At 49.6% G+C, this 23,255-nt stretch carries 20 protein-coding genes; 16 read left to right on the forward strand and 4 right to left on the reverse strand.

Going from position 1 to position 23,255, the window contains the following annotated elements; genetic code table 11:
* Positions 1-14: 14 nt before the first annotated feature.
* Both CAter10_RS07940 and CAter10_RS07945 read right to left on the reverse strand, forming a co-directional pair.
* Complete coding sequence (locus CAter10_RS07940; protein ID WP_061532998.1) at positions 15-1,463, reverse strand: argonaute/piwi family protein; 1,449 nt, start codon at positions 1,461-1,463, stop codon at positions 15-17.
* Entirely contained in the window at positions 1,463-3,331 is a 1,869-nt protein-coding gene (locus CAter10_RS07945; RefSeq protein ID WP_128083013.1) for an SIR2 family protein, read from the reverse strand. The genes CAter10_RS07940 and CAter10_RS07945 overlap by 1 nt, the downstream gene beginning before the upstream one ends.
* A gap of 685 nt (positions 3,332-4,016) precedes the next feature.
* On the opposite strand from CAter10_RS07945, the gene CAter10_RS07955 reads away from it, so the two are divergent.
* The 4 genes from CAter10_RS07955 to CAter10_RS07970 are packed head-to-tail and all read left to right on the forward strand — an operon-like array spanning position 4,017 to position 14,982.
* A complete protein-coding gene (locus CAter10_RS07955; protein ID WP_061533000.1) occupies positions 4,017-5,762 on the forward strand; it encodes an HsdM family class I SAM-dependent methyltransferase in 1,746 nt (581 codons plus the stop codon).
* A gap of 56 nt (positions 5,763-5,818) precedes the next feature.
* Entirely contained in the window at positions 5,819-8,614 is a 2,796-nt protein-coding gene (locus tag CAter10_RS07960) for a hypothetical protein (RefSeq protein ID WP_061533001.1), read from the forward strand.
* Positions 8,607-12,761: a DEAD/DEAH box helicase family protein gene (locus tag CAter10_RS07965; protein ID WP_061533002.1), complete on the forward strand. Its 4,155-nt coding sequence runs from the start codon at positions 8,607-8,609 to the stop codon at positions 12,759-12,761. The genes CAter10_RS07960 and CAter10_RS07965 overlap by 8 nt, the downstream gene beginning before the upstream one ends.
* 1 nt (position 12,762) lies before the next feature.
* Positions 12,763-14,982, forward strand: coding sequence for a hypothetical protein (locus CAter10_RS07970; RefSeq protein WP_061535230.1), 2,220 nt, complete (start codon positions 12,763-12,765; stop codon positions 14,980-14,982).
* Between the two features lie 71 nt (positions 14,983-15,053).
* Here the strand turns inward: CAter10_RS07970 and CAter10_RS23100 are convergent, their stop codons facing one another.
* Both CAter10_RS23100 and CAter10_RS07975 read right to left on the reverse strand, forming a co-directional pair.
* A complete protein-coding gene (locus tag CAter10_RS23100) occupies positions 15,054-15,221 on the reverse strand; it encodes a hypothetical protein (RefSeq protein WP_205630295.1) in 168 nt (55 codons plus the stop codon).
* Between the two features lie 29 nt (positions 15,222-15,250).
* Positions 15,251-15,511: a hypothetical protein gene (locus tag CAter10_RS07975; RefSeq protein ID WP_128083014.1), complete on the reverse strand. Its 261-nt coding sequence runs from the start codon at positions 15,509-15,511 to the stop codon at positions 15,251-15,253.
* A 244-nt stretch (positions 15,512-15,755) separates the two neighbouring features.
* On the opposite strand from CAter10_RS07975, the gene CAter10_RS21865 reads away from it, so the two are divergent.
* The 12 genes from CAter10_RS21865 (at position 15,756) to CAter10_RS08030 (ending at position 23,207) form a co-directional block, all read left to right on the forward strand.
* Positions 15,756-16,352, forward strand: a complete 597-nt coding sequence (locus CAter10_RS21865; protein ID WP_082797837.1) for a PAAR domain-containing protein — start codon at positions 15,756-15,758, stop codon at positions 16,350-16,352.
* The gene (locus CAter10_RS07985) at positions 16,352-17,107 is read left to right on the forward strand and encodes a hypothetical protein (RefSeq protein ID WP_061533004.1); all 756 of its coding nucleotides are present in this window, start codon (positions 16,352-16,354) and stop codon (positions 17,105-17,107) included. Before CAter10_RS21865 ends, CAter10_RS07985 begins: the two co-directional genes overlap by 1 nt.
* Entirely contained in the window at positions 17,104-17,289 is a 186-nt protein-coding gene (locus tag CAter10_RS07990; RefSeq protein ID WP_061533005.1) for a hypothetical protein, read from the forward strand. The genes CAter10_RS07985 and CAter10_RS07990 overlap by 4 nt, the downstream gene beginning before the upstream one ends.
* Before the next feature lie 38 nt (positions 17,290-17,327).
* The gene (locus tag CAter10_RS07995) at positions 17,328-17,558 is read left to right on the forward strand and encodes a hypothetical protein (RefSeq protein WP_061533006.1); all 231 of its coding nucleotides are present in this window, start codon (positions 17,328-17,330) and stop codon (positions 17,556-17,558) included.
* A 76-nt stretch (positions 17,559-17,634) separates the two neighbouring features.
* A complete protein-coding gene (locus tag CAter10_RS08000) occupies positions 17,635-18,594 on the forward strand; it encodes a hypothetical protein (RefSeq protein ID WP_128083015.1) in 960 nt (319 codons plus the stop codon).
* A gap of 338 nt (positions 18,595-18,932) precedes the next feature.
* On the forward strand, positions 18,933-19,373 hold the full coding sequence (locus CAter10_RS08005; RefSeq protein WP_061533008.1) for a hypothetical protein: 441 nt from the start codon (positions 18,933-18,935) through the stop codon (positions 19,371-19,373).
* Between the two features lie 360 nt (positions 19,374-19,733).
* Complete coding sequence (locus CAter10_RS08010) at positions 19,734-20,258, forward strand: DUF2199 domain-containing protein (RefSeq protein WP_061535231.1); 525 nt, start codon at positions 19,734-19,736, stop codon at positions 20,256-20,258.
* A gap of 29 nt (positions 20,259-20,287) precedes the next feature.
* Positions 20,288-20,761, forward strand: a complete 474-nt coding sequence (locus CAter10_RS22340) for a hypothetical protein (RefSeq protein WP_128083016.1) — start codon at positions 20,288-20,290, stop codon at positions 20,759-20,761.
* Between the two features lie 47 nt (positions 20,762-20,808).
* Positions 20,809-21,279 carry a hypothetical protein gene (locus CAter10_RS08015; protein WP_164840425.1) on the forward strand — a complete coding sequence of 157 codons (471 nt, stop codon included), beginning with the start codon at positions 20,809-20,811 and terminating at the stop codon, positions 21,277-21,279.
* Positions 21,280-21,372: 93 nt separating this feature from the next.
* Entirely contained in the window at positions 21,373-21,786 is a 414-nt protein-coding gene (locus CAter10_RS08020) for a DUF5071 domain-containing protein (protein WP_061533010.1), read from the forward strand.
* A gap of 126 nt (positions 21,787-21,912) precedes the next feature.
* Positions 21,913-22,179, forward strand: a complete 267-nt coding sequence (locus CAter10_RS08025) for a hypothetical protein (RefSeq protein ID WP_205630296.1) — start codon at positions 21,913-21,915, stop codon at positions 22,177-22,179.
* A gap of 524 nt (positions 22,180-22,703) precedes the next feature.
* Entirely contained in the window at positions 22,704-23,207 is a 504-nt protein-coding gene (locus tag CAter10_RS08030) for a DUF2199 domain-containing protein (protein ID WP_061533012.1), read from the forward strand.
* Positions 23,208-23,255 lie beyond the last annotated feature (48 nt).

The following is a 23,255-nucleotide window of genomic DNA, read 5'->3' on the forward strand; positions in this document are numbered from 1 at the left end:
AAGTGGTGGCGAAGCTACATAAAGAGCCTATAAGGATAGATTTTCCCTGGTAGGTCCGGCGCGTTTGCGATGGTCCGAGCCAATCGTTGTGAGTAGCGGATGCTCACAGGAACAGGGTCATAGAGAGCATCATTGTTCCAATCCATTTTTGTTAATGCCAGCACCTCGTGCGCGACAGTTTCCAAAGGTCCGCGTCCAGCATGCCTAGTCAGTTGCAAAGGTTTCGGAATGCTTTTGCCGCCTTGGTAAAAATCACCCTTGGTGGACACGCTTGGTGCATTTCCGGCAGCCCACAACAAAACTGACGTGCCGGACCGCACAACGACCGTCCCCCTAGGTACTGGATAGTTGGAGGGAATGCTCTTGGGCGCCTCTCTCTTGGAATCTAGTAACCAAACTCCTCTCCAAGTGGAATGCGTCCCTACTTCGATGCATTCCACCTCTGGAATCGCTGCGAGAGCATCGAAAGCACCGTCAAGCTCCTCGCCTTTGAAAGCAGTGGTCTTATGAATGACGAGTCGCTTAGGGAGAAGACCAGCATTTCTGCGTTGGTACAACTCCAAGCTGCGCGCAAGGACTGCGCGCATATCAGACCTGCTCAAAAAGGGATTGCGCCTTGCTTCCTTCACGTCAGCAACAGGGTCGCGAGCCTCGAAGGCGACGAATTGCATGCCTCCGCCGTCCATGTCAAAAACTTGCGAACAGCATGTGACGTAATGTGCATTCGTTGGGTCACCGCGAAGTGCATAGGCTAGACCGATGTATGCAGTATCGTCAGGAACACTTTTCAGCCGGGCTAATTTCCAAGGAACCCCACCGGCTTTCACATACAACGCAATAGCCAGCCTCCAAGCAAGCGAAGCTTTGTACCGGAATGTAAAGGCACGGTCGTTGATAACTTGGGTAGGAATGTTGTACTTCGCTCCTAAGGCTTTCAACGCATCATGGGCGTCAAAAAATCTGGTTCTCGTCGCGGCGGACCACGAATCTGGAAAATGGACTAAGACCACATCGAAGTGGTCCCGCATACTGTCCAATCTAGCCAGTGCATTTTCCATTGCAGCAAATACGCGTTCCTCAGGAGAGCCACTCCCCGGAAGTTGGCCAATCGAATCAGGCCATTTGATGTGCGCATCGGCCGGAGCAGACACTAAATCAACTTGAAACAGTGCGTTGAACCCAGGATATCGTGGAACATACTCGGTCCGTTCTGACGCATCGTATTGATTCAATAACGACGCCATGAGCGCTCCGCGCGTCTTGAAAGTGCCATTCGGCCCCACAGTCGCAATTCGGATTTTCGGAGTGAATCCGGCAAAGGTTCCTTTCGAAAACGGGCCGTATTTCATCAGCCCTCTCAAGGGGTGAACTTCCAACTGGCCGTCGCCTGGAGCAAACAACAAGTTCGGCTCGTCGAGCAAACTAAAAGTAGGAAGCTTCGAAGCTGCTGCGGCGCCGGCCATTATTTGTTCCTATCGAAGTATGAATGATTATGAGAAGGGCGGCTCCACCCGGTCACTGGCGATAACTTGAATACAGCGTTAATTCCTTCACTCTCGCTGAGCCAGAATGACGAAAGACCATGTCCTTCGGAAGACGTGAGAAGACCCGCCCAAGCAGCAATGATTTGAGACCAATTTCCGTTGAACTTCCTTGCCCATCGCTCCCTCCGCCAATCAGCAGATGGGTCTGGTGCACTCATCATCGGACGACCTAGTTCATCGCCGCTTTCATTTCCGTTCTTTGTCCTTGACTCACGCGGAACATCAACAAACGTAAACGGCTCAAATCCGCACCACCATCTGTCCTGCACATTTTCCAGCTTTAGATGTATTCCTTCATTAAAGCAGTAGCGCAAATTTGGAACCTCTCCAGTCAGGGGAGAGCCATAGGCTTCTTTGAGCGCCTTTAACTCTGTTTCACGGCGCCGCTTGAGATTTTCATCATCCTCAGCGCGAGAGCTTGCCACCAACAAAGCATGACCAGAACGCTTGAGACGGGGGAAAAGCGGTCGTCCGCGAGACAAGGCTTTGGTGAGCGCGTCATATAGAAGGCCTAATGCCCAACTGTCTTTTTCTGGATTGAGGGCGATAGTCCCGTTCACTCTAGCATCCACGGAGGTTAACGCCTTCAGGATTTCATCGTCCCGCCCAAATACGGCTAGTTCATTACCGAGCGCAGCGAAAACAGCGCGACACTTTTGTTCTTTAAGGAGCTGTCGAACTTCATCTGTAGTTAGAGCTTTCGAAATGGAAACGCGCCTCGCAACGGTAGGAAGTGTTTCTACTAAAAGGGCCGAATATTTCAGAACCGGGAAAGGCAGCGCATCTGCGGTCCGAAGAACCACGGGCTGAAGCCTCTCGGTAGGCTTATGAACAACTACGTAATTTCGAAGAACATCTGGCAGTTTTATATGAGAAATCAAATCGCCAGCTAACTCGTCGAAATTTTTGGATTCAACTACAGCGACATTTACACCCGCTTTAGCAGCATTTTCAAGCAGCTTCTGCACTGCTGGTAAGACTCGGTCCCTTGATGAGGTCACCCAATAAAGGCCGCTTGGATACGCACTAGGCTCTCGTAAGACCGACTCTAGCGCTTCCATAATTGAAGCGTCTCGACCACTGTAGCCGACAATCACCAAGGCAGACCGCTTACACGCCTCAATCAGAACGCCGCGCATGCGTTCATCTTGCGTCCGCAATTCAGCGCTAGTGTTCTTGATGTTGAGTGATGTGTAGTCCCCGTGAAGTTTGGCCACTAAAGGCCAGTCTGATTCATCGATACAACGTTTGGCACGTTCGGCAGAGTCAATTGCAGCTATCGTTGGTTTCGCTTGTTGTTCTGGTGGCAGCAACGCATTGCTTAATGTTAGAGAATCCTCGACCAGTGGGTCGAAGTTCGTTGTGAATAGGCAATTTAGCTGTTTACTTGACATAAGCGCTGCCAAAACGCGATGAGCAAAGGAAGGAGTTCCCTTTCTTATTGCATCGGCGATGTATTGCCGACGAAGATTTTCCTGTGGGTAAACCAACTCAAAAGCTGTGGAATATTCTTCAGGGTCGCCGTCCGGAGGAAGGATATTGCTACGCTTGAAGAATTCGTCGATGCGCCCAATCCAAAGTGGGTCACCAGAATCCACCTCTTGAATAGAATAGCCATTCTTTTGGCAGAAAATCCGCTTTTTGAAGTCGCGAATCATTGCATATCCGGTCGGAATTCCCGAAGCAGCCGATGCGCCAGCGCCAAGAAACCAAGCGAACAAATGCGGGCGCAGTGCGAATGCCGACGCAAACTCCGCCCCCGACAGAGTAGGTATCGCAACTTCCAAGGCCCTCTCCTTGATTTGTAGTTAACAGTTGTTAATGTAATAGGAAGTTACCATAGTCTGGGAACCTCTCAAGAAATCGTTGCATTTATGAAATAGATTTAATTGTTATTAAAGCAACATGCCGCAGCTATTTACTTATCTTCGCTTTATCAGAGGATGAACCGGCATAGGGTGGCGTTTAATAAAATACTGAATTTCTTTGAAACGCCAAGTGATGTCCTCCAATGAACACAGCACCCGGAAATGCTCTCAGAAATCCCTGAAAACTCCACTTTCGCCAGCGTAAAATTGATAAAATGCAACGAACGTGGGAAGACTACACAAGCAACCAATCAACATGGCTCGCCTTCGCGCAAGACTGTCATTTTAGGGGCGTCACCGTACATATATTGGAAATTCTCATGCGCACAGGCGACCTTTCCGAATACATGCTGAGCGAGATTGCCAGCGTGGGTCAGAACGACCAGTTCTGCGCGTCCCGGCACATCATCCAATTGATGGCCGCACGCACTGCGCCCATACCCAAGGACGCGCTTCCTAGGGGGGGAGGGAAGCTCACTGTTGAATAAACTTCGTAACTATAAAAGAATTCTTTCCCGAAACAGACATAAAGGCTGACTTTGTGCGGACTTTTGATTCCCGTCTTTTCCCCGTTCAACCATCTAAACCGGAAGTTCAAAAAAGTATGAACAAGTCGGTTTCCCCGAATGTTGAGAAGAGACAATTTGCTAGACAAATCCGCCAAATCGCCCGATTTGTTTCCGAAGGGGAATACGACGTCAAGGACGTTGTTGGAACACTGGTTGTTATTTGGAGCAAACGCCAGGCACCTGGTCTGTCATGCTCGGGATTTCGTTACCTTAGAAGCCTTGCCCGCTCCAAAGAAATTCAAAGTTTTGTTGAATGGCTTTGTTGTCGTGATTTTTTAGAAGCCGCCTATTGGCTTAGTTCAGCATACTCAATCTGGACAGGACAAGAATATCGCAAGAAATTAGCGATGTTTTTTACTCCGCCGTCCCTCACACGCCGATTACTAGATGACCTTGAGCAATTTGGGGCCTCTTTTTTAAAACACTCTTTTTTTGACCCGGCATGTGGTGGTGCTGCATTTCTAGCGCCGATTGCTCTGCGCATGAAATCAGAGCTGAAAGCGAAGGGAAAATCTGACGAACACATTCTTAGGCATGTGGAGCAGCATCTGTTTGGGACAGACTTGGACCCCGTCTTGTGTCAGATGTCGAATCAATTTTTGCGAATTGCACTAGCCGATGAAATTGTACAAGCCCGAATAGAACCAAATTTCCATGTCACAAAAGCGAATTCTCTTAGCGACGTAGCCTCTCTTTACGGGAGTTTTGACGTTTTAGTTTGTAATCCTCCTTATCGCAAAATGGCAGCAGAAGAGGTGGCGGTTTACCGCGAAGACTACGATACCGTCATCGAAGCTCAGCCGAACCTATACGGGCTGTTCATGACATTGGGTTTAAGGCTTTTGCGCCCAACAGGTGTCGCCGCTTTTGTCACACCAACTAGCTTCCTGTCTGGGCAGTATTTTTCTAAGCTCCGCACCCATCTTATGGAAAATGCGGAGATTGTAAACATTGGAATTGTAAGGGACCGTAGTGGCGTGTTCATAGATGTTGACCAAGAAACTGCGCTAACAATTCTAAAGCGCCGTGCCCCAAAATACGCGACAGAGACTACTGCAAATGTATCAGTGGTTTCTCGACACGGTGATTTAACCTCCGTAGGGCGATGTGTTATACCAAATTCTGGTAGTGCATGGCCTATACCGAGGACCGAAGGCGACGCCGAGTTAATACAACTAATAGGTAAGAGTAAATACAGATTGTCGGATTACGGTTATAGGCCGCGAACCGGCGTTTTTGTGTGGAATCGAGATAAACGGCCAACCTTTCATTCTTGGAAGGAGGCTAAAGCGGCCAGTGCAGTGGCACCTTTCCCCCTTTTTTGGTCAAGCGATATCAGACCGGGAGGCGTGGTCGCATTTGATGGCGCCCCAAAAAGCAATTTTGAACCTTGTTTCGTTGATGTTTTAACTAATAGCTCTGTTTCGATTTTGCGCCGGCCGTCAGTGCTTCTACAGAGAGTTACATCCAATGACCAACAGCTTCGCTTAGTCGCCGGCGTCGTACCGACCGAAGTTTTCCGCCGTTTTGGCGGATTTATTGGCGAAAACCATGTTGTTGCCTTGGAATCGCAGGCGGACATACCTGCATTTTCGCCAGAAGTACTCGTCGCAGTGCTCGGTTCCCAGCCAGTTGATAGGTACTTCCGTTGCATATCAGGAGCGACAAATGTATCCATTTTTGAGCTCCAGCTGCTTCCTTTGCCAGACCCTAAGCGCCTCTGCGCTCTTTTAAAAATCGGCCTTGCCATAAATGAGGCAGTGATTCAGGCATATCGATAAAAGAAGTCCGAGAGACAGCCCTATACCTTGCATGCTAACTCACACTGTATCTCGATATGCCACAGCCATCCAGACAAGCTTTAGCTGAAAAAAAGAAAGCGCTGATTCAGCGTGTTCTTGCCGCTCATACCAACAAAAAGGGTAAGAATGTCTCTGAAAATCCAAACGAAAAGGTTCTTGCTGTCGAAACGGCGGCACCTTCAGTTTTAACGGCGGATGCATGGGATATAGCGAAAGAACGATACGGCGAAGCACAAGTACCGATTTTTCGGGAGGGGGAAGTTGGCGAAAGCGGCGCGTCCCCTGGGCTTATCCAATTGGTGAATGCCTATTTAGAGGTGGCTAGAACCAAAGAACGACGCATCCTAATGCTTTGGCCAACGGCACCTCAAACTTTACTCCCTATCCATACGCTAGCAACTCTTGAACGCTGGCAGTCGGGAGACAAAAAGGGCATCCGGGGCTTAACGTTTCCCGCCAAGTCCAATGTGTTTCATCCGCTCAATCATCTACATTTTGACAGGGAAAAAATTTTATCCCTTGCCCGCGAACTTATCGAACATAGTAATCAATCTAATATTTCGGTAACTCGAGGCATGCAAGACAAGGATGCATATCTTATGGCCTTGGCGAGTCTAAAGCCAGGGCATGAGGAGCAGTTCAATCCAACTATTGGTGAGCTTCTTCCTCGCTTTTATGCTGGTGTCGAGTTTCGCAAATGGGAGTCGTGCTCCGGGAATTTGCTAGAGAATATTGCTGCACGGCTTAAACGCAGAGTCCACAAGAAGGCTCTTAGCGCGAACTGTGACGCCATTGGCGACCCCAAAACGGCACCTGACGCGATGTTCGCTATCGACGGCCGACTATCACGGGACAAGCTGCGAGCGGCACTTGTTGCGCTCGAAAAAAATGGCCGGCCTGACGTCGTCCTCGTCAATGCCACCCGCCATATTCGGAAAGGTGAACGAAGCTGGCTCACGGAAATTGCGCGTTTCTGCTTGCTTGTGGAAGAGGTCTTTACTGAGGATGACCGACCTGGCGTACTTGTTATAACTGATGAGCCTCATGCTGCTTATCGATTGCGCGAAAAATTGGTCGAGCTAAACAGCAAAAGGGACCGGGAATATAAATGGAAAAACTCGCGAGAATACTGGATTTCCGCAGTATGTAATGGTGTTCGCGGAGATGGGCTTCTTCCCCCTGGCGTCGGAACTGTAGCTACCCCGGTCCCGCGCGAATTCAAAGTGGAGACAGTCGATACGGAAGCTAATCGTGTAATCAATCGGCTGTTCCGAATCGCCAGCAAAATTCCCGGAGGCAAAGAGGTGGCACAGCCGGTCCTGGACGCAGCGGCGTACCTGTCCAGACTAGCTGCTTTGCCATGTGGTGTTTCTACGCTTGTCGATTGGCTTTCGACTACCTCTACCTCGGACCACGCAAGACGAGTGTATAGCTGGGCGACCTTCCATTCTGCATTAACCGCATTTGAAAAGAGCGGCGATTGTGGGGCAGTGCAACGGGATATCCAAGAATGCTTAAAGCTTGGTTCGACACTATATGAAAACTACCAGAACGCCACTCCCTTCGCATTACGACTAACTAGCCTAGTTGGACATTTGGCAGAAACAAAAAAACAGCGAATTGTAATTGTCTACACCAGTTCGATTTATCGGCGCCTATCCGAGAAATTTTTAACTCAATATGGCGAATATCCTGGGGCTGTTCAGTTTGCGAAATTCTCAGATCGAGTTCAATTCATTCTCTCCGTACAACTTGAAGATTTTTTGCCGAATATTGGCGACGCAAAACTTATTTTTGCCGGGTTAGACGACGATGGCTTGCGATTGCTGATGATGGACAATCGGATTGAAAAAGATACCGTCATTCTCCTAACTCAGCGCGCCGGCCAGTACCTAAAAGCCGTTATGCGCCCGCTCGTGGATAATTTTGACGCATTCAAACAATTGAAGCCGCGGATGGAATCAATTTTGCGCCAATTGCAGTCGCTTCCAGATGACAAGAGCATCCTATCATTCGGGGACTTTGTTTTGCCAGTATTCCGAACTGAATTGATGGCCGAAAGCACAAATGGAAGCGACGCTTCGGACCCAGATGCCTGCAGAATTTTCTTGGAAGGCGGCCAAGTCATATATCGTCGTCCGTCGCACCATGTTTATGTGTACGACCCAGCTAGCGAGCATGCTACCGAACGCGGCTTCCGTACCTGCGAAGTGCAGACGCTTCAGGTGGGGGACAAACTGTTCTTTATGTCAGCGGAGTTGCGTGAACTTGTGGAGTCCGTCCTCAAGGAGGCAGGCGTCCCCATTGAGCATGATAAAAATTTCGAGTCCGCGCTTCGGGACTATCACCAATTTATAAGCAAAAGACTTCAGGAACGTTTTCCAGGCAAAACTCTGACCGACCAAGTCCGCCAACTAAGGGAGTCAATTCTTGAGGCTAACCCCAAGCTGGCAAAGGAATTGCCGGCGGCGCTTTCAGTAAAGCATTGGGTTAATCTCGGAGAATCCGCTGATACACCCTTTGAGAACTTACAGCCGCAGGCTCCAATGAAAAAAACGCATTTCGTCGCGTTCTCGCAAGCTCTTGGCCTCAGCAGCCTTGAAGCTGCCTACTATTGGCAGCGAGTGATTATGCCTGTTCGTAATGCCAGACGATTAGATGGCCGGCATGTTTCCGACCTATACGCATACATGTTGCTGCAACCAGAGTCGGCCATGTTGAACGGCAATATCAAGTCCGCAACGATAAAATTGCTATTCACCAAAGCTAGAGACAATGTTGCAACAGTTGAGTCAATAGTTTTCCCTTCCGAGGCCGAGAATAATGAGTGAGCCAGTCTTGCGGGTAAATCCTACCCAAATCTCCACAACGCTAAAAGAGGCTGTTGTCGATGCGCTGCTGAATATGACACATGCGCACATTAGCGGCGCAGGTGCATTTGGGAAGCAGCTATATGGTGCCCGCCCTCGTACGACCCTCAATTCGGGTTTTCTTTTGCCACAAAAAAATGACTCTGGCGGCGATGAAGTAACGTCCCCCATCTGGATTTCATCACATGGACTTCAGCTGCAGGTGACTTCCGGACTCGACTCGGCCATCACCGTTAAGCCGTATCTCTCTGTCTACGTCCGCATTCTCCCCGATGAGTCGGATTTGGCTAAACCAAACTGCCGGTTGAGTTTCCGGCTACGACGTGACATTTTCACTTCTGTGCGCGATGCAATCCGCTCTCGAGAAGACGATGAATGGGAAAAGATAAAGGGGAGTTACCCATCTCGTTACAAGCATCCGGACTGGCCTCGGATTCGGAATGAAATTCGAGACAAAGTTTACACTGAGCGCAACATCCCGCTTAACCTATCGACGCTTGAAAGCGAGGAGCCAGCTCAAGACGACAGTTCTCAGGCTGACGACGGTGCCGTAGAGGCCGGCGTGGTCACGGATGGAGTTACGCCAGTCTCCATTCGGGACGAGGATTTTGAGCCACTTACTATCCCACATAAATGGCTTCGGCTTGACGTGTCATTGCCAGAATTTTGTTTTGCTCCCAACAATGGGGCCGCTGCCGTAGAAATTGCAGCAAGCCAGCATGCAGAACTCATGAATGCCGCCCTAGAGCAATATCTGAAAGCATGGGCAGATGGCCCCGAAGGTAAGCAGTGGGGATACCGCCATATGCCAGTTAGGCCTAGCCAGTACAAGCGCTGGAGCGCCTTTTTAGATGATATTCGCAGTTCTCAAGAATCAGTCGTTCTACCGCAAATTCAGCTGGCGTGGAATGTACAGGTGGCTCAGGATTGGCTGGACCAGACTGGTCTGAACGTACTCATCGCTCTGGAGAATCGCAGCATCGAGTCACGCCAGCAAGTCGACAATACCGACCAAGCTGTGTTCCTTGTGGAGCTCGAGGTACACATGCCAAGCACGCTGCATCGTAACCTCAAGCTTGAGCGGGTGGAACCATCGTATCGCTATAACCGCTACCTGCGATATTCAGCGATGGGTCACAATGGTGGCGTAAAAGCCATCTCGGCAGACAACGATAGCACGGTTCTTCGTACCACTTGGGCGCCACGCTATGTTCAACCACGCATTGTTCCCACCTCGGGAAATAGCATCAACCGGCATGTGCGTGCACTGGGTAAAGCTGAAGGATTTGCGGGCGTAGTACCTATCGTTGCCGCTATGCGCGATTGGCTGGCCGAGCAGCCAAACAAGATTGACCCCACAGATGGGCTGGACAAGTCTGATATCACCTCCATCGAACGTGAAACTGAAAAATTTAAGGAAGACCTTCAGAAATGGGGCAACGAGATAGCCTCAATTGAAACGGGCATTGAGCTTCTGAAAGAGTCACGGGCGGCCTGGTCGGCGCGCGGCAAGCAGACGGATAATAAGGCCATCGTCTTTGAAGCTTGGCTTGCCATGAATGAATCCATGGCGAACTTTATGCAAAAACGGTTTAAGAACGACGACGGTGAATGGCGCCTGTTTCAGCTTGCCTTCATAATCGCGAATATTCCGGCCTTGGCTTCCCGTATTCCTGAATTCAAGCATTACTACAACGCAGCACGGGATGACTCTGTTACGTTGCTGTACTTTGCCACGGGTGGTGGGAAGTCCGAAGCCTTCTTCGGTCTACTTATTTTCAATCTCTTGCTGGACCGCTTGCGAGGAAAGTTAACTGGCGTTACTGCGATGCTGCGTTATCCGCTGCGGCTTCTTACTATCCAACAGGCTCAACGCTGCGCAAAAGTACTGGCGCAAGCTGAACTCGTCCGCAGAAAATACGGCTATCCGGGCGACCCACTATCCATCGGATTTTGGGTGGGAAGTGGGGGCTCGCCCAATCACCATAGCACCAAAGGCGTGAGCAGCATCAAAGAAATAGAGGAAGTGTTTCCCGACAAGACGTCGGAGGAAAAATTGCTGGACACAGACCCGAAATACAGAAGCGCGGTCCATGCTTGGAACAAGATTCCGTCTTGCCCTTTCTGCGACGCTATGACGACTTTGCGTCGCTTCCCAGCGCAGGGAGGCACCATCGCGCACGTGTGCTCCAATCGGGATTGCCCGTCCAATGACGGCGACTGGAAGCCGCTGCCTTTTTATATCTGTGATGAAGATATTTACGACCTTGCACCTTCAGTGTTGTTGGGCACAGTCGATAAGCTGGCGCTCATCGGCCACTCCTCGGGAACAATTCGCCGTGTGTACGGGATGCTTGGCGCGGCCCCTTGGCGAAATCCCAGTACCAAGCGCCTAAAGATTCCGCTTAAAAAAGACCTCGAAAAGGGATATGCGGCATGTGGATATGAGCCACTTTCGCCAGCCTATGCCAATGGAGTTAAACACTTTCATGACCCATTTCCAAGTTTGATAATTCAGGATGAGGCGCACTTGCTCGACGAATCGCTGGGCACTTTTGCCGGGCTATTCGAATCGACTTTGGACGCTATTTTTTCGCATATGTTTAAGCCATTGGCTAACATCGTCGCGCAAAGCCCAAACCACCTGCGCCGACGAGCAAAGGTCATTGCCGCATCAGCAACTGTCTCAGAGCCTGAACGCCAACTGGAGCACCTGTATCAACGTGAAATTCCAGCATCTCAGTTCCCGCATCCTGGCCCGACGCTGTATGACTCTTTCTATGCCGTTCCAGACGAGCCTGACAGCGCCGAAGTTAGCCGGGCCAAGCAACTTGAACCAGAGGTTCGCTCCCCTCAGGCGCGGGTGTATTGCGGGTTCATGACAAACGGGAAGCCGCATACGGCAACGAGCGTAGCCGTCCTCTCGAACTTCCACCTCTGCATTAGTCGCCTGTTCACCGGTCTAGTTGACGGAGACCAGAAGATGCAGCAAACAATGCGCCAAAGCTTGCAGGATTGCGTAAGCTCTGGGCCACTTCAGGAGTTGCACCAGCAAGTGCTCGGCACAGCTAGTATCAGCGAGATTGCCACAATGGTCGACTTGCACAGAATTGCCCTGACTTATGTCACGAACAAAAAGGGTGGTGACCAAATCATGGCCGCCGAACACGAGGAAACCCGGAAACGCCACCTCAACGGCGACGTCCCACTCGATAACCTCGATACACGGCTCATCACAGGCTCGGTTGACCAGGGTGAGATTCAGGCTGTTGTACGTGCGGCTCAGGAACGGGACCTGCCAGGCCAACCTTTTACACCTTTGTCGCAGGTGCTCCGGTCGGTCATCGCAACATCAGCTATTTCACATGGCGTGGATGTGGAAGAATTCAATTCAATGTTTTTTGCCGGGATGCCTTCGGATATCGCGGAGTATATTCAGGCTTCTTCGCGTGTCGGCCGAACCCACATTGGATTTGTTGTCCTAATTCCGACTCCGCAGCGCAGGCGTGACCGATACATTGTTGAGGTTTTTGACATCTTCCATCGATTCCTTGAGCGCATGGTGCAACCTGCCGCAATCGACCGCTGGGCTGAAAAGGCTGTTGAGCGAGTGTTCCCGAGTCTGCTGCAGGCTTACCTGGTCGGAATCGTGCCCACCTGCAAGCTCGTCGAACTTCCAGAAGACGAGAAGACCAAGGTCCCCGATTTCACTTGGGTGCCCGACATTCGAAAGGAGTTTAACCAGCGTGGTATCAACTTTGTGAAGGAAATTACTCGTTTCATCGAACTAGCCATTGGCTTAAAGGAAGGCTACTGCCCTGAAGGTATTGACCATTATCGCAAGATGATTGACGACAAGACCTGGTTGATACTGAACCTTTGGACTAGTAGTGCGCTGTATGGCAATGGCCATCTGAAAGCGTATTTCGATGGGCAGACGGATTCTATGAACAAACCGATGACATCCCTTCGTGATGTTGACCAAGGGGGTGATATTCGTATGTCGTTCAAGGACGCGCAAGGCAAACGCCAAAAAGCGAATGAAGTATTTGCTGTTATGGAACTTGTGCGCAATGGGGTTGCTGAAAATGATGACGATGAGACCTGACATGTCAAAGAACAATAATTTTGCAAACGACGAAGAAGACCAGAGGCAAATCAGGACGCCTAGCATGTCGCGTTCACGCAATCAACTTGCCGCGGCCTATGCTCCTGGTTCATTTTTTACGTTCGAAGGCGGTCTCGGGGCTTGCATTTCGATTCCTGACCAGTCTCCGACAGTGGACGAGGCCCAAATCAGCGAGCCAACTCGGGAACAAATTATGCTGCGGCTGCGCGAAGCGTGGCAGAGTTGGTTTACGCGCGCTTATGACCTTAACACTGGAGAGCGGCATATCGAAGCGCGTCAGTGCATTGATGAAATGTTGCTACGGGAAAATGCGCTTAGTCCCTTGGGCGCATCCCATATTTCTTTCGTCAACCCGCTGAAGATGGGGTATGCACCGGCCCCTTTGACCTTTGTATGTAACACCTGCGGCATGTTCAAAGGGTATGATTCGGTAGCCGAGGTGGCCAAGGACCAGCATACATTCAAGCCTGATAATTGCCCTGGCCCGACGAAACTCAAGCGTTGCAAATGGCGTCAGCTCGACGTCATCTTCGTGCATTGGTCTGGCGAGTGGATGCCTGCGACTCCAGGCATGTGGGAGTGGAGTACAAAGACCTCAGACAAAGCTCTAGTAGGTAAGCAGTGCGCAAGCTGTGGCAGCAGGGATTTCATTCTTCGCACAGATTCACCACGTATTGGCGAATGGGGCTTTGAATGCGCGTCATGCGGACACCGCGAGCGAGCTTCTTGGTTGCAGAACGACCCATTTACAACTGAAGTGTTTCGCGAGAATGGCGGTCGGCGCGTTGGAGAGCGACGCATGGAGCCTATTTCCTATCGCGCGTCCTCGGCGTTTTACGCCCAAGCCGAGCAGTTCATCATCTTTTCCGAACGTGACCAAAACTTGCTGGGCTTGCTTGCGGAGCAGAACGAGCAGGCCCTTGGCAGTTTCGTCGCCGGTAAATATGGATTCGGCGGTGCTGAGCCGACTTCCGACGAGATGAAGACCATACTTTTGCAAGGTGGGCATGACACGGAATGGGAAAGCCACGAGAGCATCTCCGGGATGTTGGATTTGGCACAGAAGTTGGGCGACACCAAAATGGCGTCTACTATCCAAATGGAGCAACGCAAGCTGATTAGACGCTGGCTGGACTCTGACCCACCTCTTATTCCTGTTAAAAACGAACTCCCGGCGACATTAAAATCTCTAATCCAGCGTCGTTCAGAGTTCTCGAGTCGGTATGACCCTTTTGTTCTGGCAGTGGAGCATGAAGCTCTTATGCGCAGCAAAGTCTCCCGTACTTCAGCAGACGGCGCCCGTGCTCCGTTTGTTCGGTTCTACCGACTTGACCAGGACCTTGCTCCAAAAAATGAGCAGGATAAAAAAGCGCAAGAAGACAAAACCCTAGACCTGATGGACAAACTTGGCCTTGCAGAATTAGGCCTGATTCGCGAGTTTGAACTTTGTCGATTCACACACGGTTACTCCCGCGTTAACCCAAGTCCGGTTATGGAAAAACGCGGCCAGATGGTGCCAGTTCGTTTACGGCTCTTCGAGCTACTAAAGAATAACAAGCGCCCCGTCTACGTTGTCAATCAAGCCAATGAGGCCATTCACGTAAGTCTGCGACCTGAGAATGTTTATACCTGGCTGAAGGCTGTCGGTGTGACGGATTTGCCCGACTGGGACCCCAACGGAACTGTGAAGCTGGGCGGCCGCATCCTTGAAACAGCTGAACCGTTTGGAAGGTATTTTTCGCATCTTCATCCAGGGGATGCGTCAACATATCGGTATGTGTACACGCTGCTACACAGCTATGCGCACCTATTCATGAAAGCAGTAGCTGAGTTTTCTGGCTTGGACCTTGGCTCCCTCGGCGAATACCTCTTTCCAGCTGACCTGTCCTTTGTAATTTACCGAAATGGCACGACCATGGACTTGGGTAATCTTTCTTCGCTATGGCGCAACGAAAACAACCGATTCCTGGCCCACTTGCTCGAGCCAGCCTCGCACCGATGCAACTCGGGTAGTTTGTGTGACTTTGGCGGAGGGGCTTGTCCTGACTGCATCATGGTTCCGGAAACATCTTGTGTAGCGCAGAACCAACTTCTGTCGCGAGCGGTTCTTCGCGGAGGCTTATCTCCCCGTGAAGACCTAACTCATAAAGACCAGCGGATTCCCGGTTTTCTTGAGGTGGTCAATGGCTCAAATATCTAATCGGCTAATGGGTGACCCACGTATAGACCACAATCCCACTCAATATAGTGAGTGGGAGATTGGAGTGATCGTCAACAGGCCAGGATGACCTCGGGGCCGTCGTCGCCCAAGCGGATGATCGGCGCCGAGTAGTCGTTATATATTTCGTGCGGCCAGTCCCAGTCCTGCTTCGGTGGCCGCATGGCAGACACTATCGACGGTAGCCGGTCCCGCGGCGTGGCATTGTAATTTGTACACATAATTCGGATCTCGCAGTTGCGTTTCCGATCTAGTCTACCTGCGCGGCGACTTTTTGTTGAGTCGTCAGTTCCAATACCTTAACCTTCCAGCTTTGGGAAAAGGATCGCTGCAGCACCTCATCTGTCTGGATGCCGGTTATTAGAATATGGTTGTTATAAATCCATGTGACCGCGGCGTCTTGAAGCGGCGACAGCGAATCGAATCCACCATTTAGCAACCGCGCTACGAGAGTAGGGCGATCTGCAGAACCATCGCTCGGCTTGCGCTCAACGCGGAGCTCTTCGCTCACGCAATTCATCCTACGCTTGATCAATTCGTTTCGGGTGAGTAAGCGCCCCTCATCCCAAAGACTTTCCACTATGACAAACATTCTGTTGCTTCAAAAATACTGTATGGATGAACAGTGTATGTGGTTTGCGAATTGCCGCAATGTTGTCTTTTGGTAACCTGCGGGTGTGATTCCGATGTTTACTTGTATCCAAAGCAAGCTATTTCTGTAAAGATGTCATAGTGGAAATTTTTCGGGATCGAACATGGTGATGCGGAAGATTGTTGTCGTAGGCGATAAAACTACTACGGCCGGCGTGATTCTGCCGAACGCGAACTCAACATTCTCGGTTGGCGATGCATCCCACAAGGTTGCGCTGATCGGCGGGCAGGCAACATGCTTGGCCTGTAAAGGTGTGGGAGTCATCGCTAAGGCTGGTGGTCCACGCAGGATGAACTTTATGGGCGAAGTGGCTTTGGAGAACGACATCGTTATTTGTGGATGTCCCGTTCACCCAAAACTCGTCGCGAATCTCCGTCAAACGATGACCTACGATGACCAGGCGGAAGCGCTTGGGAACGTAGCCATTCCTGCGGCAGCAGGAATGATCGCGTCGAGCCAGGTTGGCGAATCACCTGCGCACGCGAATGTCAGCAGGCCCGACGAACAGGTACGCGCAGTCGACGCAAAAACTGGCGATCCAATCGCAGACCTTGCGTACTATATCGAAGCGCCCGATGGATCGACACACAATGGCTACACTGACTCGGCCGGGCTGTGCGACCGACTCACGACGTTCCAGCCGCAGGAACTCAAGGTATGGTTTGGCGAAGATGCTGAAGAAAAGATGCGGAGCGCTTAATGGACGGCAAAGTCAACACGAATCACGAAAAAGGATCGGTGGCTTCGGTGCCGCACAAGCGCAAGGTTCGCCTGCTTCTGTGGGGTGGCGCCGCCGGCGTAGGCGATAACTCAGCATTCGAATTTGCTGCGCGCAATGTGGTCAACGACTACAAGGCCGCCGACAAGGGCAATTTCACAATCATTAGTCAGCGCATTCTTGTCGCGAAGGACATTGTGACCCAGATCAACAGCCAGGACGACGACAGCATTCGGTCGGTTGATATTTTTACACATGGCGGGCCGCAAGCCTTGTATCTTACGACAGCGCAGCCGGACGGTAGCAAAATATTGCGCTACGTCTTTCACAACTCCAGCCTTTACCGTACCCGCACGCGGATGATTTTGAACGCTGCCGGCTGGACGAAAGGATCTGCGCTCGTCGGCGAAATCGAGTTTTCCAAATTCACGTCAAATGCGAAGATTGAGCTGCACGGTTGTAAGACCGCAGATGCCGAGTCGGACACTGATAACATAGCTGACGACCTGTCGACGCGCCTAGCCGAGGCTGGCAAGAGCGCCGCAATCGTCATTGGACACGCGGACAAGGCGAATCCCAATATTAAAGGCGGCGGCGAGAAGAATGCCGAGCAAGACTATCGCCATGGACAGCGGGTGGTGTTCGTTAACGGAAAAATTGCCAAGGTCACGAAACAGAAAGGGCCGATCAGCGATAAAGAGCTGGATGCTCTGGTCAAAGGAAAGGGTGGTTCATGAAACTCGGCGCGGTAGCACGGTACTTATCAACGGCATTTCTCATATTTGCGGCTGTGCTGATTGCATATGGCCTCTACGGCATGTCGCGGTTTGTCTTGTACCAAGGCATGTACGTTGACGATGGATTTATCCTGTTCGACAACGGTTTTTACCCTTTCTTTTGGGCTGTCTTTTCCTTTTAATTGGACAGGTGCTGCGACTACATTGGCGACGGCAAGTAATGATCGTCGCGGCCGCGGCCAGTCTTGTATTCCTGATCTGGAAACGGGTCACAGTTCCCGCACTCAGCACTGGTGGCCAGGAATTATTTCCTGACGCAGGATTACTTAGCGAACTTATCGTGGTCGCCGTTGTTCTTTTGGGTTTTGCTCTGGCGGACAGGTACGTGCAGATCGTGATCGACGCCATTGTGGTGCGTCCGTTTCGTAGGCTTACAGGATCCAATGACTAGATATTTGGCAGCGTAACCCCTCTGTAGTCCAAAGGAACGTTTGGGCGTCGATCACCAATATTTGGAGAACTTCTAGATGAGAAAGATTGGTGTTCAAATATTTATTGTCTGCGCACTTATTCTTTGTTTTGGAAGCCCTCAATGTAACGACCAGTTATCGCCGACTTTAAAAAATGAACCTCTGGCTGGTTTTACACATGACCAGCGAATACGCATAAATGGCGTTGGTGCAGCAACGACTGTGGCGGAACATCCATCATTGGCGGTTTGGGCGCGGACGAGTGGTGACGCAGTGGAAAAGCATTGGGAATTCTTTTCCACTGAAGCCTGGTTAGTGTATTTAACGGGCCTGCTAGCGCTCATCACAGGTTTTCTAGCGCTTTACACGGGTAAGTTGTACAGGGCAACCGTCCAGCTCGGGAAGGAAGCTCAGAGTAACGGGGAAGATCAGGGGAAAAAAATGGAAGCCTCTATTCGAGAGGCGACTCGCGCTGCTTCCGCGATGGAGGCGCTTGCGGAGGCTACGAAAAGTAACGCACTACTGCTGCCAGATATGCTGAGTAAGCAAATGCGGGCATATTTACAAGTTGAGATCGGGCAAGCGGTACATCAAGCTGTGGGGATCAAATTTGCAGCGAGTCCAATTATCGTCAATAAGGGTGTCACGCCGGCAAAGAACGTCTGCTTTACTTTGAACGCCGCTATCCTCAGCAGCAATATGCTGCCGAATTTTATGTTCGAAGATCGAGGCGAGAAAACTATCAACGATGCTGGATTGGCCGCTGGGCAGCACTTTATTATTAGCTGCATTGTGGCAGAACGATACTCAGAGGCAGAAGTCGCCGATATTGTCGACCAAAACGACAAGTCGCTTTTTGTGTGGGGAACAGTAACTTATGACGATGTGTTTGGCGGCGCTTGGAAAACCGATTATTGCCACAATTATAATTTCTTTCGAGACGGTGAAAAGATTGGTTTAATAACTATTATTTTCAACGGCACAACGGAAGCACCTAGCGACCCATCAATCGAGTGATAACAGAAGGCGGCAATCGGCCGAGGCTGTGTAAAAACTCAGAAAAATTCGGCACATGTAAAAATCGGCCTCTCAAAACGACCGCTAAGCGATTTTTTCAATATCGGCAATGGTCACTCTACCCACGAAAATTTCATGTTTTGCGTTTTTACACAGCCTCGGCCAGTAGCGGTCACTCACAAAATCAACCCAAAGCGGACATCAGTGCGTTATGGTCATATGGTCATATGGTAATGGCTGCAGCCGCGCCTCGGATACCAGTCGGCTAGGGGTGGGCGAAGTGGCGCGGTTCCGGTTGGAAATGGAAAATGAGATTGTCCAAATCAATAAGGTGAAAGATGGAAAAAATTAAAATAGATAATTTTTCCAAGGAGTACCCTAGGTGTCATTTCCCCGAATTTACTTCCCTGGACAAAGATAATTGCACCGCAATTTATGAAAAAATTTCGAAGAAACTAGGACTTGCCACCACCAGCGACGGATTGGCTTTGGTAAGAACCATTGATGCGCGTCAAAAAACTTGTCCAACTGCCGAAGGTATTGGAGATCAATTTAGTTTTACTTCATTATTGACGACCTATGGATTAAAGGGAGCCGACAATGTCTACGTAAATTGGTACCGCTACGATAGGATAGATAAACTGAAGTTTAGCGATCTAGACAAATATTTTTTAGACATATGGTACCGGGGCGTAGACGATATGGATGTCTTTGATGACACCCTTGATTGGATAATATCCGTAAGCCACGATTCGAAAATTAAGCTACTGAAGTTATGAAGCCAGCATCAAAGGATGATATGGCGAGGTAGAACGCCCACTGGTCCGGCCCGAGGGGTTTATACCAAGATGAGCAGAGGCCTTTTTATTTGCGTTATAGAATTCGATTGCGTTATTCAACTGTATTAACTAAAACTTGATCTGGCAAGAAATGCCAGGTCAAGTCTAGGTCGACTAGCGATTTTATTGGCTCCAAGCCGATCACACTTAGTGGCAGGTACAAAGCAGCCTGGCAGATTTATTCAAATCCAAGCGGCATACCGGGTGGTGAATTTCGCTACCTCGTTTGGCACGTAAAGTGAAAAGCATTAATTATGAACATCCCCACCACCGTTTGTTCGCTCGAAAGCTTTGACTAGAATGTCGTTTACTTTTAAATGTAATGCTTGTGGCGAAATCCATGAGGGCATGCCGAGTTTTGATTGCCATGCTCCGCTTAGTTACTACAACATCCCAGAGATGGAGCGTGCTGGGCGCTGTGATTTGGGAAGCGATGACTGCGTAATCGATAAACAGCAGTACTTCGTTCGTGGATGTATTGAAATTCCAGTCCAAGGTGAAACGGAACCATTTAGTTGGGGAGTGTGGGTTTCGCTAAGTGAAGTTAATTTTCTTCTATGGCTTAAATATTTTGAAGAAGAAAAACGTTCACAAGTCGGACCGTTCTTCGGCTGGCTTAACGCGTGGTTGAAGCCTTATCCAGACACCATAGGTCTAAAAACAATGGTTCACCTGCGTGATAATGGTATTCGCCCATATATTGAACTTGAACCGACCGTTCATCCACTTGCGATTGAACAGCGCGCGGGAATTACCGTTGAGCGTGTAGCAGAAATTTATTCACTCATGATGCATCAAGAAGGGAAATCGCCTTTGACCAGGTAGCTTTGTTTATGCCCTAAAGAATCAATAATATGAAAAAGTTTCTTAACATAGGTTTGCCAATTGGAGTTGCCATATGTACTCCGCCCATCATCGCAGTTGGATATACTTTGTTTTCTCTACTGCTAACTGCAAGTCCTAACGAGTCGGTTAGTTCAATAATTTCGCTTGTATTTATTGGTTCTTTTTTTGTCTCAGCGGGGCATCTTTTTCTTTTCGGATTGCCGGGTGTGTGGCTGTTGCGAAAGTTGAAAATATTTCGTGGCTGGACGGTTATTTTGTTGGGACTGTTCGTCGGAAGTATTCCAGTTGGCATTTTTCTTATGCCGCGATACACAATGAACGCCGGCTACATTAGCAACAGGATAGTGATGATCAAAGATGGTGTTCCTACACAGGCATGGTGGAATGGTTACTTTCAAAATGTCGCCATTGTGGGATGCCTGGGCGCTTTGACTGGATTTGTATTTTGGTTGGCATGGAGGCGCTGCAATCCAACGGATTAAATCGTCTCTATTCATCAGAGATTGGAAACCATGTTCGTATTCTAAATATGAAAAACAAGTCAAAAACAAAACTGGACGCGATCATTGATACCTACGAAGAGCTCGCAGCGGAGTACAGAGTTCTTGGTGATCAAAAATTGATAGACTTGTTCGAGTCTTTTATACCGCTCATCCACGAATCGAAAACTAATTCCGAAATCAAGCGCTCTGCGATTGTTACTGGATGCGAACAGGGCTTAAGAGAAACGCCGCAATTTCTCGCTAATTTTAAGCTGCCAGAAGATATTCAAAGTACGGCGCTTAAGATTTTTTATAGAGTAGTGGAGACTCATATGCCAGCTTTTTTCGAAAAAGAGCGGCAGAAGCGAGGGCAGATAGTCAGCCGTGGGAAGATCAAAGGGGAACGTGAGTGGTATCTACTCCGGAATCGTGTGGATGAGATTGAAGGAGACGTTGCTCATGAAGTGGAGTTGTTTGAACTCTACAAGATTCTGGATGATTACGAGAGTGTGCCATAGTCGTGCGCGCAATAACGTCGATGGCAACGAGATACGACATAACTGTGACGGCCACGCTTCACTTTTTCGTACTTGAGTTTTAATGATAATTTTATGACACCGACGACAGATTTAGCCGCGCTAATCCCCATTACAAAGCATGAAACGGAGAAGGCCTCTGCATTGGTGCGGCTTGGTTTCCCAGCAGTTGAACCAGTTATGCCCCAAATTCTTGAGTGGCTGCAAGACCTGAATTGGCCGGTTGGCTTTATATTTCAACCGTTTCTGATTCGCATTGGACAACCGCTTGCCCCGTACATTCGAAACATTTTAGCTGGTCAAGACGACGGTTGGAAATATAGCTTGCTAGTTGCAGTCGTCGCTCCGTCAACCGAACTTGCGCAAACTCTGCGACCTGAGCTTGAGCACTTGGCAACCAGTCCGAGCGCAGGAGAATCGAAGGAGGAGGTTGATTTAATTGCGATTGAAATACTTGATGCACTTAGAAGTGGTGCACCTGAAGCTTAGCGGAAAATGACAAAATCGGCCAGATGCGGTCGCTCAAGGCCGATATCGACTCACGTACTACACTAGATTGACATAAATTTTTCATCTAAAGACCTTCGAATGAATTTTAGATTAATACTAATTTTCGTGGCCTTACTGGCGCAGCTAACAAATACGGGAGCCGCTTTGGCTGAACAATCCAACTTCGCAAATCTGAAACCCACACCCGAAATGGTGTTGGAAGCAAAGAAAAATCCAAATGGATGGGTGTATGTGATTGCTGGAAACTACGGGCCAAACGATGCGGTCCCGCCGGAAGCAATCGCCGGCGCTTGGAAGGTAGATTCATCAGGGACCATTGTGGCGGGCAGTTTTCAAGCGAATCCAAAGTACAAGCCAAATCATGATAAATAACGTGTTCGATTCCTAGGCCCATCCACCGACAGAACATCAAAATGCTATTTTTTGTTCTTCGATGGCGCCATCGAGTAAGGCCGCAATCGGTTGAATGTCTGGATAGGGTCGAAGCCTACCTTTCGTGTATGGCTTAGTTCGGCCAGAAGCGGTCAACCAGTAAAACTTAAAATCATGACCTCTAAAAATTCCACTTGGCGTGTTCATCCTTTTAAGCAAGGGTATGTATACACCGCCATAGAATCATTCAAAGGTGTGCCAGAGGACTTCTTAACGGATGTAGATTACGTGTTTGATGGTACGACTTATAGTCATTACGATTCGTCGACCGTTTTCACATTTCATATGAGCGGAAAAAACACCCCAATTCAATGGTGGTGGCATGACGAGGACTCTGAATCATGCCCTTTTACTCGATTTAAGCCGTATGATTGAGTCAACCGTAGACAGCCTGCAATCGGCCATAAGCAGTCGTTTCACTCGATATACCGCGTTTAAGAGATTTTCTACCCGAAGGGATTTACATGTTGGAACTTGTAGCCTGTTCAGTCTGTGGTGAGCTGCATTCGCCTGATGAAATCGAACTCGCCTTCAAGCGCCCGGATGCGATTGCAGCACTCTCGGCGATTGACAGAGAAAAATTCTGTAAAGAGACTGAAGACCTCTGCGCAATATGGGGCAAAGACGACGATTCGCATCGTTTTTTTGTGCGAAGCTTATTGCCGATAAAAGTTGTGGCTCGGTCTACCCCTTATAACATCGGTGCGTGGATAGAGGTATCCAAAGAGGTCTTTAGTAGAATTAATGAGCTTTGGGACAGCGACAGCCAACTTCACGAGCCGCTATATACAGGCAAACTAGCCAACGAAATTCCAACTAGGTCTGGCTCACTCGAATTGAATGGACATATCCAACTAACGGGGCCGACTACGCGCCCCAATTTCATGATTTCTGATACTGAATCGACCTTATTTGCCGACCAACAATTGGGCGTTACTGAACACCAAGCGGCAGAGTACCGAAAATAATTATCCCTGTTAATGCGTTAGGCAGCAGCCGGTCACAAACCGCCAGTC

Origin of the sequence: Collimonas arenae, assembly GCF_001584165.1 — a bacterium.
Classification (GTDB): Bacteria; Pseudomonadota; Gammaproteobacteria; order Burkholderiales; family Burkholderiaceae_D; genus Collimonas; species Collimonas arenae.